Below are 16,322 nucleotides of genomic sequence, written 5' to 3'. Positions count from 1 at the left end.
CGCCCTCGGCGGCCAGCCCTACGACTACCGCCGCCGACCCCTCACCGAACCCGACTGGACCCGCCTGCCCGGCTGGCACCACGTCACCCGCACCGAATGGGAAAGCGCCCAATGGCAGCGCGCCCACTGCATCAAGAACATCAAGCAGCTCCACGACGTCATGGGCGACCTGCTCGACGACACCTTCTACACCGACCTGCTCAAGGACCAGGAACGCCTCGCGACCATGTCCATGCTGGTCCCACCCCAGATGCTCAACACCATGGTCCCCCACCAGGCCCCGGACACCACGAGCTTCTACGCCGACCCCATCCGCCGCTACATGATCCCCGTCGCCACCGACCGCCACCTCGACTGGCCCTCACACCCCCACGCCACCCGCGACAGCCTCCACGAACACGACATGTGGGTCGCCGAAGGCCTCACCCACCGCTACCCCACCAAAGTCCTCGCCGAACTCCTCAGCACCTGCCCGCAATACTGCGGCCACTGCACCCGCATGGACCTCGTCGGCAACAGCACCCCCGCCGTCACCAAACTGCGCCTCGTCGACAAACCCGCCAACCGCTACGCCGCCCACCTCGACTACCTGCGCACCCACCCCGGCGTCCGCGACGTCGTCGTCTCCGGCGGCGACGTCGCCAACGTCCCCTGGAAACAACTCGAGGCCTACCTCATGGGACTCCTGTCAGTCCCCACCGTCCGCGACATCCGCCTCGCCACCAAAGCCCTCGCCGGCCTCCCCCAGCACTGGCTCCAGCCCGACGTCCTCGACGGCATCCGACGCGTCGCCGGCACCGCCCGCGCCCAAGGCGTCAACCTCGCCGTCCACACCCACGTCAACCACGCCAACAGCCTCACACCCCTGGTCGCCCAGGCCACCAGCGCACTCCTCGACGCCGGCGTCCGCGACGTACGCAACCAAGGCGTCCTCATGCGCGGCGTCAACGCCCGCACCGAAGACCTGCTCGACCTCTGCTTCGCCCTGCAAGGAGAAGCCGGCATCACCCCGTACTACTTCTACATGTGCGACATGATCCCGCACGCCGAACACTGGCGCGTCCCCGTCTGGTACGCCCAGGAACTCCAGCACGACATCATGGGCTACCTCCCCGGATACGCCACCCCGCGCATCGTCTGCGACGTCCCCTACGTCGGCAAACGCTGGGTCCACATGGTCGCCGAGTACGACCGCGAACACGGCATCTCCTACTGGACCAAGAACTACCGCACCAGCATCGAGGCCACCGACCCCGAAGCCCTCACCAAGCTCTACGCCTACTACGACCCGATCGACACCCTGCCCCGCGCCGGCCAGGACTGGTGGCGCAACCAGTAGGACCCTCGCACAGGGAAAGGCCCCGGATCCCGTACGGAATCCGGGGCCTCTGTCGTCTCACAAGATCAGCTGAACGCGTCCCGCACATCGCGCCCCGCGTCCTTCACGTGCTCCCCGGCCTGCCGGGCCTTCGCCGCAGTCTCCTGCCGCTGCCCCTCGGCGACCAGCCGCTCGTCGTCCCGCATGTCGCCGACGCTCTGCTTCGCCTTGCCGGCCAGCTCGTCGGCCTTGTTCTTGACCTTGTCGGTGAAGCTCATCGCGTCCTCCTCGACCCGAACTCAAAATGTTCTTGTCGGTGAAATCAGTGCCCGAAGGGCGCGTCTTCAAAACAGCTCTCCGCTTGCGTCCCCCGGGCCGCACACCCTCTAAGGCATCCTAGGATCCTGAGATATAGGGTGGTCCGCCGAGATGGCGGCGGAAGAAGGCCACGTTCGCGTCCAGTTCGAAGCGCGGCAGCTCGCCGTGCCGGCCCGAACTCGCGTGCAACGTCTTCTCCGCCGAGCCGAACGCGTCGAACAACGCCAGCCCGTCCGCCCGCGGGATCCGCTCGTCGTCCCACTGCATCAGGAACTGCACCGGCGCCGTGATCCGCGTCGCGTGCCCGGTGTTGGCCGCGCCGCCGCCCAGGCCCAGCACCGCCGAGCGCACCCGGGGTTCGGCCGCCACGAAAGGGACGCCCAGCCCGCAGCCCAGCGACACCCCGAAATAGCCGACCGGCCCCGCGCCGACCCCATCGAGCCGCTGCACCGCGTCGAGCACGGCCCGCCACTCCCCCACCGTGCGACCGGCGACCACCTCGTGAAAGCCGGCCATCAGCGGGGCGAACTCCTCCCCCGCCCCGACCCGCGCCTGCAGCTCGGTGGCGAGACGGTCGAACGTCTCGTCCGTCGGCCGGTCGCCGTGCCCCGGTGCGTCGGCCACCACCACGGCCCAGCCGCCGTCGAGCACGAATCGCCGGGCCCGCTCGACCATGGCCGGCGCCTTCTTGTGCTGTCCCCCGCCGTGCCCCATCAGGATCAGCGCGCGCGGGCGCTCGTCTGCGGGCGTCCACAGCACGCCGGGAATGTCGCCGAGAGAGAAAAGCTGTTCACGGACACCGTCGGACACGGTGTCATCGAGAAAGTGCATGCTGCGCCTTCCGGGATGCCTCTGCGGGCGCTCCCTCAGACCGTCTGCGGGAGGGAGCCCCGACCTGTCACTGCGTTGATCGGTCTCACCTCCTCGGGTCGTCGCTGCCGGAGCAACGTAGCACAGCTCGCACCGCGTAGGCGCGTCCTAGGATCCTACGTCAAAGGCCGGTGTTCCGGTCGCCTCGGTGGAAGCCCGGGGCATGCTGCACAATCGGCGCCGTGAGCCGCATCCTCGTCGTGGACGACGACGACCAGCTACGGCGGGCGCTGCGGATCAACCTGAGCGCCCGCAAGTACGACGTCCAGACCGCGGCCGACGGCACCGAGGCCCTGGCCGCCGCCGGGCACACCCCGCCGGACCTGGCCATCGTCGACCTGGGCCTGCCCGACATGGACGGCGTCGAGGTGGTCCGCGGCCTGCGCGGCTGGACCGCCGTGCCCATCATCGTGCTGTCCGCCCGCGACGCGCAGGCCAGCAAGGTCGAGGCCCTCGACGCCGGCGCCGACGACTACGTCACCAAGCCGTTCGGCATGGACGAGCTCCTCGCCCGGATCCGGGCCGCCCTGCGCCGCGCCGCCCCGCAACCCGAGTCCGCCACCATCACCACCGGCGACTTCACCGTCGACCTGGCCGCCAAGCGCCTCACCACCACGGCCGGCCAGGACGTGCGCCTCACCCCGATCGAATGGCACATGCTCGAGGTCCTCGCCCGCCACCCCGACAAGCTGGTCGCCCAGAAGCAGCTGCTGCGCGAGGTGTGGGGCCCCGCCTACGAGAACGAGACCGGCTACCTCCGGGTCCACCTCGCCAACCTGCGCCGCAAGATCGAGCCCGACCCCAGCCGCCCGCGCTACCTCATCACCGAGCCCGGCATCGGCTACCGCTTCACGCCATAACCCTCACGCCGCGGGTGCGCCGGCCGATTGCTCCGCGCATGCACCCCCGCGACCGGCACTCCCCCACCCTGCACCTGGTACCGGCACCCGCCCCCGAACGGCGCCGCCCCTCCCCCCGCGCCCGGGCCGTCCTCATCCTGGGCGCGGCGTCGGTGGTGTTCAGCTTCCTGACCGCCGGGCTGGTGCTGGGGCTCGCCGGCTTCCTGATCAGCGCCCCCGCCGCCCGCGGTCCGCGCGGCCCGATGCTCACCGGCCGCATCCTGTGCGTCGCCGGCTGCGTGATCTCCACCGCCGTCCTCGGCCTGCGTCTCGGGACGTGAGGGAAGGCGCCCACCCGGGCACCACACCTAGGGCGTCCTAGGAGGCTAGTTCGGCAGCCTTCGACGGGCGGAGGGAGATTCGCGAGCTACTCGGTGGGGATGCGGGGCGGACGGCCCTCGTACGGCGTGCTGAGCACCACCGTCGTGCGGGTCGTGACGTTGGCGGCGGTGCGGATCTCCTGCAGCAGCCGCTCGAGGTCGGCCGGGCTGGCGACCCGGACCAGCAGCAGGTAGAAGTCCTCGCCCGCCACGGAGTAGCAGGAGTCGATCTCCGACAGGTGGGCCAGGCGCTCCGGGGCGTCGTCGGGCTGCGACGGGTCGAACGGGCGGATCGCCACGAACGCCGTCAGCGGCAGCTCGAGGGCCTCGTAGGAGACCTTGGCCGTGTAGCCGTTGATCACGCCGCGCTGCTCGAGGCGCCGGACGCGCTGGTGGACGGCGGAGACGCTGAGGCCCACGCGGTCGGCCAGGTCGGTGTAGGACAGGCGCCCGTCCGCGGTGAGGGCCGCCACGATCGCCCTGTCGATCTCTTCCACGGCGCAAAGATACCGGTACGCCCCGCCCCGCACCGAATGCGTTTCCCCGCGTCCGGGTGACGGCGCGGGGCCGGGCCCCGGGGCGGGCTCAGTGCAGGGAGCGGGCGATCACCATCCGCTGGATCTGGTTGGTGCCCTCGACGATCTGCAGCACCTTCGCCTCCCGGAACCAGCGCTCGACCGGATGGTCGCTGACATAGCCGGCCCCGCCGAGCACCTGCACGGCGTCCGTCGTCACCTTCATCGCCGTGTCGGTGGCGAAGAGCTTCGCCTTGGCGGCCTCCGCCGAGTACGGCAGGCCGGCGTCCTTGAGCCGGGCGGCCGCCAGCATGAGCGCCCGTGCCGCGGAGACCTGGGTGGCCAGGTCGGCGAGCATGAACCCGAGGCCCTGGAAGTCGCCGATGGGCCGGCCGAACTGGGTGCGCTCCCGGGCGTACGCGCAGGCGTGGTCGAGTGCCGCCTGCGCGAGCCCGACCGCACACGCCGCGATGCCCAGCCGGCCCGCGTCGAGGGCCCGCATGGCGATGCGGAAGCCGATGCCCTCCTCGCCCACCAGGCAGTCCGCGCCGATGCGGGCGCCGTCGAGCACCACCTGGGCGGGCGCCGAGGAGCGCAGGCCCATGAGCCGTTCGGGCTGCTGCGGGAGCAGGCCGGGGGTCGCGGCGTCGGCGTAGAGGCAGGAGATGCCGGTCGCGCCCGGCCCGCCCGTACGGCAGAAGATGTTGTAGAAGTCGGCCCGCCCGGCGTGCGTGATCCACGCCTTGGTGCCCGTGACGACATAGTCGTCGCCGTCACGGACCGCGCGGGTGGTCAGCGCCGCCGCGTCGCTGCCGCCCTGCGGCTCGGAGAGGCAGTAGGCGCCCAGCAGGTCGCCGCCGAGCAGGTCGGGCAGCGTCTTGCGCTGGCGCTCGGTGCCGAACTCGGCGATCGGGAAGCAGGACAGCGTGTGCACGCTGACCGCCTCGCCGACCGCCAGCCACGAGCCCGCGAGGATCTCCAGGACCTGCAGGTAGACCTCGTACGGCTGGCCGGCTCCCCCGTCCGCCTCCGGGTAGGGCAGCCCGAGCAGCCCCGCCCGCCCGAGCGTGCGCAGCACCTCCCTCGGGAACTCGCCCCGTTGCTCGTAGTCGCCCGCCCGGGGGATCAGCTCACCGGCCGCGATCTCGCGGGTGAGCTCGAGCAGGTCGCGGGCCTCGTCGGATGGCAGCAGCCGGTGCACTGTCATACCGACGAGCTTAACGACCGTTAGGTTTCTAGTCAGCCCCCCGCCGGGCCGCCCGGCCCCGCCAGCGCGTCGACCAGGCGTTTCGCGGAACCGGCCAGGTTCCACCGCTCGGCAAGCGCGAGCAGGGCATCCGGATCGCGCGGCGCGGCCGGCAGCACGGGGTCGAACTCGGGCAGCGGCACGTCGAGGGCCACCTTGCACACCGGCAGGGCCGCAGCCAGATAGTCCCGCGCCGCGGCCAGCTTGGTGCGCACCCCGGGAGCGAAGCCCGACGCCGGATCGTCCAGGGCCGCCACGATCTGCTCGATGCCGCCGTAGCGCTCGATCAGCCGCGCCGCCGTCTTCTCCCCCACCCCGGGCACGCCGGGCAGGCCGTCGCTGGGGTCGCCGCGCATCGCCGCGAAGTCCGCATACCACCGGGCGGGCACGCCGTACTTGCCGCGCACCAGGGCGTCGTCGGCGTCCTCCAGCTTGGCCACGCCGCGGCCGCAGTAGAGCAGCCGGGTGCCGCGCTCGTCGTCGACCAGCTGGAACAGGTCGCGGTCGCCGGAGACCACCTCGACCGGCCCCGGCTGGGTCGCGGCCAGGGTGCCCAGCACGTCGTCGGCCTCGTAGCCCTTGACCCCGAACGCCGGGATGCCGACCGCCTCGAGGACCTCCAGCAGCACCGGGATCTGCGGCACCAGCGTCGCGGGCACCTCCTCGACGTCGCCGTGGGCCACGCGATGCTTCTTGTAGGACGGCACCAGCGCCACCCGCCAGGCCGGGCGCCAGTCGGCGTCGAGCGCGCACACCAGCCGGCCGGGGCGCCGGGTGCGCACGAGCTGGGCGATCATGTCCAGAAACCCGCGCACGGCATTGACCGGCTCGCCGGCCTTGGTCCGGGCAGCGGACTCCGGGATGCCGTGGAAGGCACGGAAGTAGAGGCTGGGCGCGTCGACGGCCAGCAGAGGTCGCTCGGTCACGCGGATGACCCTAGCCGCCGGGTCCGACAAAACCGGGTGAGACAGTGGGCGCGTGCGGAACAGACTGAGGATCACCACCATCGGGATCGTCGCCGGGCTGGGCGTACTCGCGCTCGCCGGACCGGCCGCCGCCCACGTCGAGGTCGAGGCGGACAAGGACACGGCGGGCGCCACCGACGTCACGCTCACCTTCCACGGCGAGGCCGAGAACAGCGGCGCCGGGATCGCCGGCGAGCGGGTGGTGCTGCCCGAGGGCATCGCGCCGGGCGACGTCACGCTGGTCAAGGCGCCGTCGGGCTGGACGTTCACGCCCACCGCCGACGGGTTCACGGTCGGCGGCAAGGCGCTCAAGGTCGGCGCGGACGCCGAGTGGTCGGTCAAGGTCACGAAGCTGCCCGACGGCGAGACGCGGCTGTCGTTCAAGACCCTGGAGACGTACGGCGACGGCGAGGTGTCCCGCTGGATCGAGATCCAGGAGCCGGGCAAGGACGAGCCGGACAACCCGGCCCCCCTAGTAACCTTGAAACCGGGGGCCCCCACCTCCGCCACGCCGAGTGCGACAGCCAGCCCGGCTCCGAGTGTCGCGCCCAGCTCCCAGGCGGTCGTCGTCGCCGCGCCCGACGACGACGAGGACGACGGCGGCTCGACGTGGTGGATCTGGGTGCTCGTCGCGGTGGTGATGGGCGCCTTGGTCGCCACGGTCCGCCGCCGGAAGAGCTGACGGGGGCGAATTCGCCTCGCGTTCACTTCCGTCGATGCCGCGCCCGGCTAGGTTCCCGGCATGGCATCGAGACGTTTCACAGCCGCGCTGGCCACGGCGGCCGTCGTCCTCGCGACGGTGGCTGCCACGCCCGCCGCTGCGGCCGTACACCGGGAAGCTTTTGATCTGCAGGCCCACCGCGGCGGGCTCGCGCTGCGGCCGGAGAACACCCTGGCCGCCTTCGGCAACGCCCTGCGCCTGGGGGTCAGCACGCTCGAGCTGGACGTGCAGATCACCAAGGACGGCGCCGCGGTCGTCACCCACGACCGCAAGGTCGACGCGCGCAAGTGCGGCACCACGTACGCCGGGCGGTTCGTCAAGGATCTGACCCTCGCCCAGGTGCGCAGCATGGACTGCGGCGCCACACTCACCGACTTCCCGGGCCAGGTCGCCGTGCCCGGGGCGCGGATGCCGCTGCTGTCGGAGGTCTTCGACCTGGTCCACACGTACGGCGCCACCGGCGTCACGCTGAACGTCGAGACCAAGGTGGAGGCCGGCGCCCCGCAGGAGACCGCGCCGCGCGAGCAGTTCGTGCGCGTCGTCGCCGCCGAGGTGCGCAAGGCCGGGCTGCTGCGCCAGGTCACGATCCAGAGCTTCGACTGGGGTGCCCTCACGCTGATGCGCCGCGTGGAGCCGCGGCTGCCGATCGTGGCCCTGACCAACCGCGACTTCCTGCAGACCGGGCAGCCCGGCGCCTCCCCGTGGCTCGGCGGGCTCGACATCGACGACTTCGGCGGCGACCCGATCGCCGCGATCCGGTCGTTCGGGGCGGACGCCTTCTCCCCGGTGTACGGGTGGCCGCGCGCGACCGGCGGCTACGACCCGTACGTGACGAAGGCCATGGTCCGTTCCGCCCACCGCGCGGGCATCGAGGTCGTGCCGTGGACGGTCGACGACCCGGCCGTGATGCGCGACATGATCGGCCTCGGCGTGGACGGGCTGATCACCGACTACCCGGACCGGCTACGTGCCGTGCTCGGCGGTCTCGGGAGGGCGCTGCCCCGGGCGTACGCGTCGCCCTTCGACATCCAGGCGCACCGCGGCGGCCGGGCCACCCGCCCCGAGAACACCCTCGCCGCCTTCCGTAACGCCCTCGCCAACCGTGACGTGTCGACCCTGGAGATGGACACGGGCGTGACGGCCGACGGCGTCCTCGTCGTCACGCACGACCGGACCGTCGACCCGGGCCACTGTGCCGACACGGGCAGTGCGGTGTACGTCGGCAAGCTGATCCACGACCTGACGCTCGCCCAGCTCAAGACGATCGACTGCGGCTCGCGGACCAACCTGCCGGGCCAGGTGCCGGTGCCGGGCGAGCGGATCCCGACGCTGGACGAGGTGTTCGCGGCGGTGCGCGCCTCCGGGCGTACGGACATCAGGCTCAACATCGAGACCAAGCTCAGCCCGCTGACGCCGTCCGACACGGTGGACTACGCCACGTTCACGCGCAAGCTGACCCGGGCCGTCACGGCGGCCGGGTTCGAGCGCCGCGCCACCATCCAGTCCTTCGACTGGCGCACGATCCGGCTGGCCCGCACGATCGCCCCGCGCATCGCGACGGTCGCCCTGATCTGGCAGTACGGACCGCAGGAGTGCACGTCCCTCGCCGACGAGTGCTCCCTGGCCGCCGTCTGGGGCGACCCGGGCGTGAAGAGCCCCTGGACCGGCGGCCTCGACTGGTGGCGGTTCCGCGACGTCGGCAAGCTGGTCCGCGCCGCGGGCGCCTCGACGGTCTCCGCCAACTGGCAGGTCCACGACCCCGGGCAGCCCACGGTCGCCGACCCGGACTGGTACCTGCGCCAGAGCCCCGACTACTACTTCGGCCCGCCCGTGCCCGTCCTGCAGCGCCGCGACCACCTGAAGGTCGTGCCCTACACCGTCGACGACGAGACGATCATGCAGCGCGTCATCGATCTCGGCATGGACGGCGTGATCACCGACGATCAGGACCTCGCCGTCCTGGTCGCCCGCCGCAACGGCCTGCGCTGAACCCGGGCCGGCCGCTGGACCCGGGTCCGGCGGCCGGTCCATGATCATCTCTATGACCGACGACATCGACCGCGCCGAGGTACGCCGGGCCCGCCCCGGCGACGAGCCCGCCCTGGTCCGCCTGCGAGCCGCCATGCTGGAGGCGATGGGCGCCCCCGTGGGCGACGAGACGGCGCCGTGGCGGGCCGCCGCCCACGACTGGTTCGCCGCGAAGCTGGCCGAGGAGACGACCTTCGCCGCCTTCGTGGCCGTGCACCCCGAGCACGGCATCGTCAGCGGCGCGGCCGGCGTCTGCGACCGGCACGCCCCGGGGCCGCGCAACCTCAGCGGGCTGCGCGGGCACCTCTTCAACGTCAGCACCGTGCGCACGCGCGCGGCAGGGGCTACGCCCGGGCCTGCGTCACCGCGCTGCTCGACTGGTTCGCCGGCGAGACGACGGTCAGCGTCGTGGACCTGCACGCGACCGGCGACGGCGACGGGCTCTACCGCTCGCTGGGCTTCACCGCTCCCCGCCACCCGGCCCTCCAGCTGCGCCGCGACCAGATGCCCCGGCCCGGTTCCCCGGCGGCTCCCTGACGTTCACCCCGGCCGGCCGAGGCGGCCGGGGCATGGTCGACGGCCCGGAGGGCGCTGGCTACCCAGAGTGACGCGGAAGGCCTGAGGAGTTTGCCGTGAGATTCAGGCAACCGCTTTGCACCCGATGCGGCGGCTGCTCCACGCATGAGGCCGGTGGGGCGGCAGCGCGCATCTGTGGCGCCTCACCATGGAGAACCTGGTCCTGACGGCCGGGCAGAATCGACGACACGGGCGGCGGAGTCCGCGGCTGGGGCCGATCCGACCACACCTTCGTCCCTACTCGGAACTCCCCGGAATGCCTACTTTCTGCACATGCCCCAAAAAGGAAAATTGGCCGCATTGTGGGTGGCCGCGGTGCTGGCCCCTGTCGCGATCGCACCGGCAGCTGAGGCCGCATCTGCTCCCGTCGTCGCCAGCCCCGGCGGCCAGACGTCCGCCACCGGCGTCGCCGTCAGCCTGGCGATGAAGGCCACCGGCGGCAAAGCTCCCTTGGTGTGGTCCGCCTCGGCCCTTCCGGCCGGCCTGACGATCAATTCCTCGACCGGAGTCGTCAGCGGCAAGCCGACCGCCACCGGCAGGTACACCACCACGGTGACCGCCAAGGATGCCGCCAAGCTGACCGGCAAGGTGTCGTTCAGCTGGGACGTGGCGGCGCCGCTCACCCTGACCAATCCGGGGACCCTGCAAGTGACGGCCGGCCAGCCGCTGACGAAGGCGCTGACCGCAAGCGGCGGCACCACCCCGTACGCGTGGTCGGCGAGTGGGCTGCCCTCCGGCCTGACCATCAACGCCTCCACCGGCGTCATCACCGGCACCCCGGCCACACCCGCCGCGGCGGCCGCGGTGTCCGTCACCGTGACCGATGCGGCCAAGCGAAGCGCCGCCGCGAGTTTCTCCTTGCTGGTCGACGCCGCAGTGCAGGTCGTCAACCCGGGGAACCAGCGCGCAGTCGTGGGCCGGAGCACTTCGCTGACGATGAAGGCCACCGGCGGCAAAAGCCCCTACACCTGGTCAGCGACCGGCCTGCCCACCGGACTGGCTCTGACCAAGAGCACCGGGCTCGTCAGCGGCACTCCCACCGCCGCAGCCTCCTACGGCACCAAGGTCATCGCCACGGATTCCGCGGGCAAGGCCGGCACGGTCACCTTCGCGTGGAACGTCGCCACCGCCGTCGGAATCGACTACCAGGACCTGTCCGGCGTTGTCGGCACCGCCGTGAACCTCACCTTGCATGCCGTTGGCGGCTCATCCCCGTTCACGTGGTCGGTCACCGGCTTGCCGAGCGGCCTGACCCTCGATCCGCCGACCGGCTCGATCACCGGCGTCCCCGCCGACATCTCCACGGACAGTGAGTCGTTCCCGCTCGGCGTGACCGTCACCGACGCGGACGGCAGTACCAGCAGTACCGAGCTGGCCTTCTCCCTGCAACGCCGGATCTCCATGACGATGAACTGGACGTTCGCCACGGACGACACCTTCCGTGCCCACGTGCCGGCTCTCCCCGCCGGCTACTCGGTGCAGATCGTCGACCTCACCACCGGCGCCGTCGTCCCGGCGACCCCCGAGATCGTCACGTACAGCGATGGCACCACCGGTTCCACCGGCACGTACGCCGCGCGGCTGCCCTTCAAGGCCAGTGGCACGCACCGGTTCAGCGCCCGCATCGTGCGCACCGGCACCACCGAGGTGCTGGACTCCAGCCTGCCGGTGTCGTACAACTTCTCCGGCGTGCCCACGACCCGCCAGAACCAGGATCTGCAGACGGATTACGGCTACACCGTCGTCTATCCGGATGCCGGTGCCGTCTCCGCGGTCACCGTGCACGCGATGACCAACACCTATCTGACCACGTCGGCGTCGTATCTCGAGGTCGAGGACAACACCACCGGCGAGATCCTCGCCTCGTGCGCCACCTCGTTCCAGTGCGACGCCACCATCACGCCCGCCCGGGCGAGCCACGACATCATCGTCGTGCAGTCCACCTACCCCGGCGGCGTCCGGCGGCGCGACGACGTCCAGGACCGCCGCCACGTCGGAAAGATCGATTTCGGCGCCTGGTGGGTCGACGTCTCCCCGGTCGTCAGCGGTAACGCCGACGGCGGCCAGTGGAGCTTCGACATCGCGACGAACCGCTTCCCCGCCAATGACAGCCCGTATCGCCCGAACTGGACGAAGATGACGGCGTTCGACACCACCACCGGTTACGCCGTGACGACAGGCTGCAGCTCCGACAGCAGCCTGATCCGCCGGACCTTCCCGCGCGGCACCGACTACATGGACTTCGACTATCAGTGGCAGGCCGGATCCCGGCCTCCCGTCTGGCGATGCATCGCCCCTTACACCTCGCTGCGGTTCCAGACCCTCGATCCCACCCACAGCGTCCAGGCCACCATCCAGTACGACCAGGACCTGGCCTGCTCAGTGCGGGGCTCCCTCAACGACTGCGGTACGCAGCTCGTCGCCTCGGGAGCAGCGTCCATGGCCGGCGGCATCCCGTGGCGGTACGTGCGCAACGCGACCTGGCGTGGCGGCGCGAACCCGGAGGTCCCGCCGAGCCAGGTCGAGCTCGCCGACGTCCCCGCCGCCGGAACCTCGCCGTGGGTGGTCCACAACTGGTGGCAGAACCAGATGAACGACGTCCAGATCGCCTATGCCGTACGCACGTACCCCCGGCAGATCGGCGATCTCGACGGATTGCCCACCGCTGTCCGGGACCAGGCGAACCGCGCCAATCTCGCCGCGGCGAAGTCGCAGTTGTCGGCGCAGCGCGCAAGGATCCTGGACCGGGCGGCCCTCATCCAGTCGATGATCGACCAGGGACGCATCCGCGAGCTCTACCCGGACGCCGCCGACGCCGCCGAGGCCCGGCTGCAGGCCGACGCGGAGCTCACCAACCTGGAAGCCGGCAAGGCGACCGTCGATGCCCAGCTCGGCGGCGTCGGCGTGGTCGAGGACCGGCTCGCTGTCACCAGTCCCCGGGCCTACCTGGTGCGGTTCAGCACGACGGAGGGCAAGGGCCGGGCAGTCGTCGCGATCAATGATCCCGATCTGTCCGACAACGTCATCTCCTACGTGCCCGGTACCTACGCCGGTCTGGGTACCGGCCTGGCCACCGACATCCGCCGCGCCGACATCATGGCCCGGGACAGCGGTGCGGAGGATCCGTCCAAGACGACCGCCGCGCTCGCCTGGCTGGGCTACGACGCGCCGCAGAGCGTCCTGCCGGCCGCGGCCACCGATGGATACGCCGACACCGCCGCACCGGATCTCCGGCGGTTCCAGCAAGGGCTTCGAGCCGCTCACCAGAACGGTGCCGGACATCTGGTGCTGCTCGGCCACAGCTACGGCACGACCGTTGTCGGGCACACCGCCAGGGAATCCGTGGAAGCCGACGACATCGTCCTGGTCGCGAGCCCGGGTGTCGGCGTGGACAACACGAACGACCTCCGTGCCACCACTGGTGGAGGGGCTCCGGCCAAGTTCTGGGCGACCACCGCGAAGTGCGACATCATCGGTCAGGCAGCCGATGTCTGGCGGCTGGAGAGCAGCGCCGCGGACTTCGTCTACCGGGGTGCGGACGTCTGGAAGTCGCTGATCAATGGCACCAATCCGGTCCACCCGGCGTTCGGCGCCCAGGTCTTCCGCAGCGATGACGGCATCTGTTCCACACTGATGGGCCCGACAGACACCCACAGCGCGTACTGGGACGAGGGCAACCAGGCGCGCAAGGGCTTCGCCCAGATCGCGGTGGGTGAAGTTCCGGAGCTGGTGACGTACTGACGACGGACGAGGGCCCGCGACAGGCGCCGCGGGCCCTCGTCACAACGTCTCACCGGTGAAGTTCCAGTACAACAAGACAACCACCCACCACGCGAGGTACGCCCCGGCGAGCTGGGGGGCGCAACGTCGTGTTCATGACCGAGCCGCGCGGCGTTGTCGCGGGGGCACGATACTGGCGCGGTGACCGATGCGGACGACGCCGCCGCCTTCGAGCGGGACCTGCTGCGCAATCTCAGTCATCAGCGCGGCACCACGCGGGAGTCGGCCAGCGCCCAGGACGTGTACCAGGCGCTCGCGCTGACCGTGCGGGACCGGCTCGTCGAGCGGTTCACGGAGACCGCCGCGGCGCACTACGCGGCGAACCCGCGGTTCGTCTACTACCTGTCGGCCGAGTACATGCTGGGCCGGCAGCTGCCGCAGAACCTGCTCTACTCCGGCATCCAGGACGTCGCCGCCGAGGCGCTCGAGCGGCTCGGCTTCGACGCGGCCGAGCTGGAGTCCCTCGATGTCGAGCCGGGGCTGGGCAACGGCGGCCTCGGCCGGCTCGCCGCCTGCATCCTCGACGCGCTGGCCACCGCGGACATCCCGGCGCTCGGGTACGGCATCCGCTACGACTTCGGCATCTTCAAGCAGGAGTTCCGGGGCGGCGCGCAGGTCGAGCGGCCCGACGACTGGGCGTTCTACGGCAACCCGTGGGAGTTCGCCAACCCCGACGACCAGCAGAGCGTCGGCTTCTGCGGCACGGTGACGGACGGGGTCTGGCAGCCCGGCGAGTACGTGCTCGGCGAGCCCAGCCACATGCTGGTCCCCGGCTACGGCACGCGGACGGTCAACCTGATCAGGCTGTGGCGGGCCCGGGCGGCCCGGGCGTCGTTCGACCTGTCGCGCTTCGGCGCCGGCCAGTACGGCGAGGCCGTCGACACGATCGTGCACTCCGAGAACATCAGCAAGGTGCTCTACCCCGACGACAGCACCGCGATGGGCCGCGAGCTGCGGCTGCGGCAGCAGTACTTCCTGGTCACCTGCTCGCTGCACGACATCGTGCGGCGCTACCGGCTGCGCAACACCGGCTGGGACGACTTCAGCGCCAAGGTCGCCGTGCAGCTCAACGACACGCACCCCGTGCTCGCGATCCCCGAGCTGATGCGGATGCTGCTCGACGAGGAGAAGCTCGGCTGGGACCGGGCGTGGCGGATCACGCGCGAGACCTTCGCGTACACCTGTCACACGCTGTTGCCCGAGGCTTTGGAGACCTGGCCGGTCGCCCTGATGGAGCGGCTGCTGCCCCGGCACCTGGAGATCATCTACCTGATCAACCACCACTTCCTCCGGGAGGTGTCCGCGCGCTGGCCGGGTGACGTCGGCAAGCTGCGCGAGCTCTCGCTGATCCAGGAAGAGCCCGAGCGCCGCGTACGCATGGCGCACCTCGCCGTCGTCGGCAGCACCGCGGTCAACGGCGTCGCCGAGCTGCACTCGCGGCTGCTGCGCGAGACGACCCTGCACGGGTTCGCCGAGCTGTGGCCCGACCGGTTCCGCAACGTCACCAACGGCGTGTCGCCGCGGCGCTTCCTGCTGCTCGCCAACCCGCGCCTCAGCGCCCTGATCAGCGACCGGCTCGGCGGCGACAAGTGGCTCACCGACCTCGACCGGCTCGCCGAGCTGCAGGAGGCGGCCGGCGACGGGCGATTCCAGGACCGCTGGCGCGAGGTCAAGCGCGCCAACCGCCGGGACCTCGCCCGGTACGCCCGCGCGGCCACCGGCGTCGCGCTGGACCCCGACGCGATGGCCGACGTGATGATCAAGCGGTTCCACGAGTACAAGCGGCAGCTGCTGCGCGTCCTGCACGTGATCACGCTGATCAACCGCATCCGCGACGGGCGCGCCGAGGTGCCGCGGTCGATCGTCTTCGGCGGCAAGGCGGCCCCCGGCTACGCCGCGGCCAAGCGCGTGATGCGGCTCGCCAACGCCGTCGCCGAGGTGGTCAACAACGATCGCGCGCTGTCGGCGTCCATCAGGATGGTCTTCCTGCCCGACTACAACGTCTCGCGCGCCGAGCTGATCATCCCGGCCGCCGACCTGTCGGAGCAGATCTCGCTGGCCGGCAAGGAGGCCTCCGGCACCAGCAACATGAAGCTCGCCCTCAACGGCGCGCTGACCATCGGCACCCTCGACGGTGCGAACGTCGAGATCCGCGACCGGGTGGGCGCGGACAACTTCTTCCTCTTCGGGCTGGATGTGCCCGGGGTCGCCGCGCTGCGGGAGGGGGGTTACCGCCCGCGCGACCATTACGAGCGCGACGACGAGCTGCGCGCGGCCGTCGACTTCGTGGCCTCGGTGGCGGCCGGCTCCCTGCGCGAGGTGGCCGACGACCTGCTGTTCCGCGACGAGTATCTGACGATGGCCGACTACCGCGCGTACGTCGACTGCCAGGACGAGGTCGCCCGCGCCTGGACCCACCGCGACGACTGGACCCGCCGCTCGATCCTCACCATCGCCCGCAGCGGGTTCTTCTCCGCCGACCGTACGGTCCGCGACTACGGCCGCGACATCTGGCACACCGGCCCGCTCTCAGCAAACTGACCGTAAGCGTTCATCGCCGTCCCAGTCTGGGGCGCTACGGTCGCGGCCATGTCTGTCACGGACTTCGTCACCGGCCTCGTCGAGCGGCTCTGTCGCGCGCGCACCGGGCGTACGTGCTGGGGACCGGCAGCATCGTCAAGTCCGGCACCGGCGCCGAGCTACGGGCGGATCCGGGGTCTGCATGGTGATCATGAGGTGGTCGGTGCGGCGAGCGACGGTCGCCGG

At 71.3% G+C, this 16,322-nt stretch carries 13 protein-coding genes; 8 read left to right on the top strand and 5 right to left on the bottom strand.

The genetic code is table 11. The features are described 5' to 3' along the window. A partial coding sequence (locus tag RBH18_RS37660) for a KamA family radical SAM protein (RefSeq protein WP_306215285.1) occupies positions 1-1,339 on the top strand: 1,339 nt, incomplete at its 5' end. A 65-nt stretch (positions 1,340-1,404) separates the two neighbouring features. Here RBH18_RS37660 and RBH18_RS37655 read toward each other — a convergent pair. Further along, entirely contained in the window at positions 1,405-1,596 is a 192-nt protein-coding gene (locus RBH18_RS37655) for a CsbD family protein (protein ID WP_306215284.1), read from the bottom strand. 118 nt (positions 1,597-1,714) lie between these two features. Further along, entirely contained in the window at positions 1,715-2,467 is a 753-nt protein-coding gene (locus RBH18_RS37650; RefSeq protein ID WP_306215283.1) for an alpha/beta hydrolase family protein, read from the bottom strand. 221 nt (positions 2,468-2,688) lie between these two features. Here RBH18_RS37650 and RBH18_RS37645 point away from each other — a divergent pair, with 221 nt between their 5' ends. Next, positions 2,689-3,366 carry a response regulator gene (locus RBH18_RS37645; RefSeq protein WP_306215282.1) on the top strand — a complete coding sequence of 226 codons (678 nt, stop codon included), beginning with the start codon at positions 2,689-2,691 and terminating at the stop codon, positions 3,364-3,366. 38 nt (positions 3,367-3,404) lie between these two features. Further along, positions 3,405-3,686 carry a hypothetical protein gene (locus RBH18_RS37640; protein WP_306215281.1) on the top strand — a complete coding sequence of 94 codons (282 nt, stop codon included), beginning with the start codon at positions 3,405-3,407 and terminating at the stop codon, positions 3,684-3,686. 86 nt (positions 3,687-3,772) lie between these two features. Here the strand turns inward: RBH18_RS37640 and RBH18_RS37635 are convergent, their stop codons facing one another. From RBH18_RS37635 to RBH18_RS37625, 3 genes are all read right to left on the bottom strand, one after another. After that, entirely contained in the window at positions 3,773-4,222 is a 450-nt protein-coding gene (locus RBH18_RS37635; protein WP_305783363.1) for an Lrp/AsnC family transcriptional regulator, read from the bottom strand. A gap of 88 nt (positions 4,223-4,310) precedes the next feature. Continuing rightward, entirely contained in the window at positions 4,311-5,447 is a 1,137-nt protein-coding gene (locus tag RBH18_RS37630; protein ID WP_306215280.1) for an acyl-CoA dehydrogenase family protein, read from the bottom strand. A 32-nt stretch (positions 5,448-5,479) separates the two neighbouring features. Continuing rightward, positions 5,480-6,412 (bottom strand): 5'-3' exonuclease, encoded by a 933-nt coding sequence (locus tag RBH18_RS37625; RefSeq protein ID WP_306215279.1) that lies wholly within the window; start codon positions 6,410-6,412, stop codon positions 5,480-5,482. 52 nt (positions 6,413-6,464) lie between these two features. On the opposite strand from RBH18_RS37625, the gene RBH18_RS37620 reads away from it, so the two are divergent. The 5 genes from RBH18_RS37620 to RBH18_RS37600 all read left to right on the top strand — a co-directional run bounded on the left by RBH18_RS37620 (position 6,465) and on the right by RBH18_RS37600 (position 16,097). After that, complete coding sequence (locus RBH18_RS37620) at positions 6,465-7,133, top strand: DUF1775 domain-containing protein (RefSeq protein WP_306215278.1); 669 nt, start codon at positions 6,465-6,467, stop codon at positions 7,131-7,133. Between the two features lie 60 nt (positions 7,134-7,193). Next, positions 7,194-9,161, top strand: a complete 1,968-nt coding sequence (locus RBH18_RS37615) for a glycerophosphodiester phosphodiesterase family protein (protein ID WP_306215277.1) — start codon at positions 7,194-7,196, stop codon at positions 9,159-9,161. 447 nt (positions 9,162-9,608) lie between these two features. Beyond that, positions 9,609-9,737: a hypothetical protein gene (locus RBH18_RS37610; RefSeq protein ID WP_306215276.1), complete on the top strand. Its 129-nt coding sequence runs from the start codon at positions 9,609-9,611 to the stop codon at positions 9,735-9,737. Between the two features lie 330 nt (positions 9,738-10,067). After that, a complete protein-coding gene (locus RBH18_RS37605) occupies positions 10,068-13,517 on the top strand; it encodes a putative Ig domain-containing protein (protein WP_306215275.1) in 3,450 nt (1,149 codons plus the stop codon). Positions 13,518-13,697: 180 nt separating this feature from the next. After that, positions 13,698-16,097 (top strand): glycogen/starch/alpha-glucan phosphorylase, encoded by a 2,400-nt coding sequence (locus RBH18_RS37600; RefSeq protein ID WP_306215274.1) that lies wholly within the window; start codon positions 13,698-13,700, stop codon positions 16,095-16,097. Positions 16,098-16,322 lie beyond the last annotated feature (225 nt).

Source organism: Actinoplanes oryzae, assembly GCF_030757795.1.
In the GTDB taxonomy this organism is placed as follows: domain Bacteria; phylum Actinomycetota; class Actinomycetes; order Mycobacteriales; family Micromonosporaceae; genus Actinoplanes.
The sequence above is the reverse complement of the archived record's forward strand: the minus strand, read 5'-3'. Positions and strand labels throughout refer to the sequence as shown.

Excerpts from the sequence above, each read along its gene's own strand:
- RBH18_RS37655 (WP_306215284.1), bottom strand. The coding sequence starts at position 1,596 with ATGAGCTTCACCGACAAGGTCAAGAACAAGGCCGACGAGCTGGCCGGC.
- RBH18_RS37650 (WP_306215283.1), bottom strand. The coding sequence starts at position 2,467 with ATGCACTTTCTCGATGACACCGTGTCCGACGGTGTCCGTGAACAGCTT.
- RBH18_RS37640 (WP_306215281.1), top strand. The coding sequence starts at position 3,405 with ATGCACCCCCGCGACCGGCACTCCCCCACCCTGCACCTGGTACCGGCA.
- RBH18_RS37630 (WP_306215280.1), bottom strand. The coding sequence starts at position 5,447 with ATGACAGTGCACCGGCTGCTGCCATCCGACGAGGCCCGCGACCTGCTC.
- RBH18_RS37615 (WP_306215277.1), top strand. The coding sequence starts at position 7,194 with ATGGCATCGAGACGTTTCACAGCCGCGCTGGCCACGGCGGCCGTCGTC.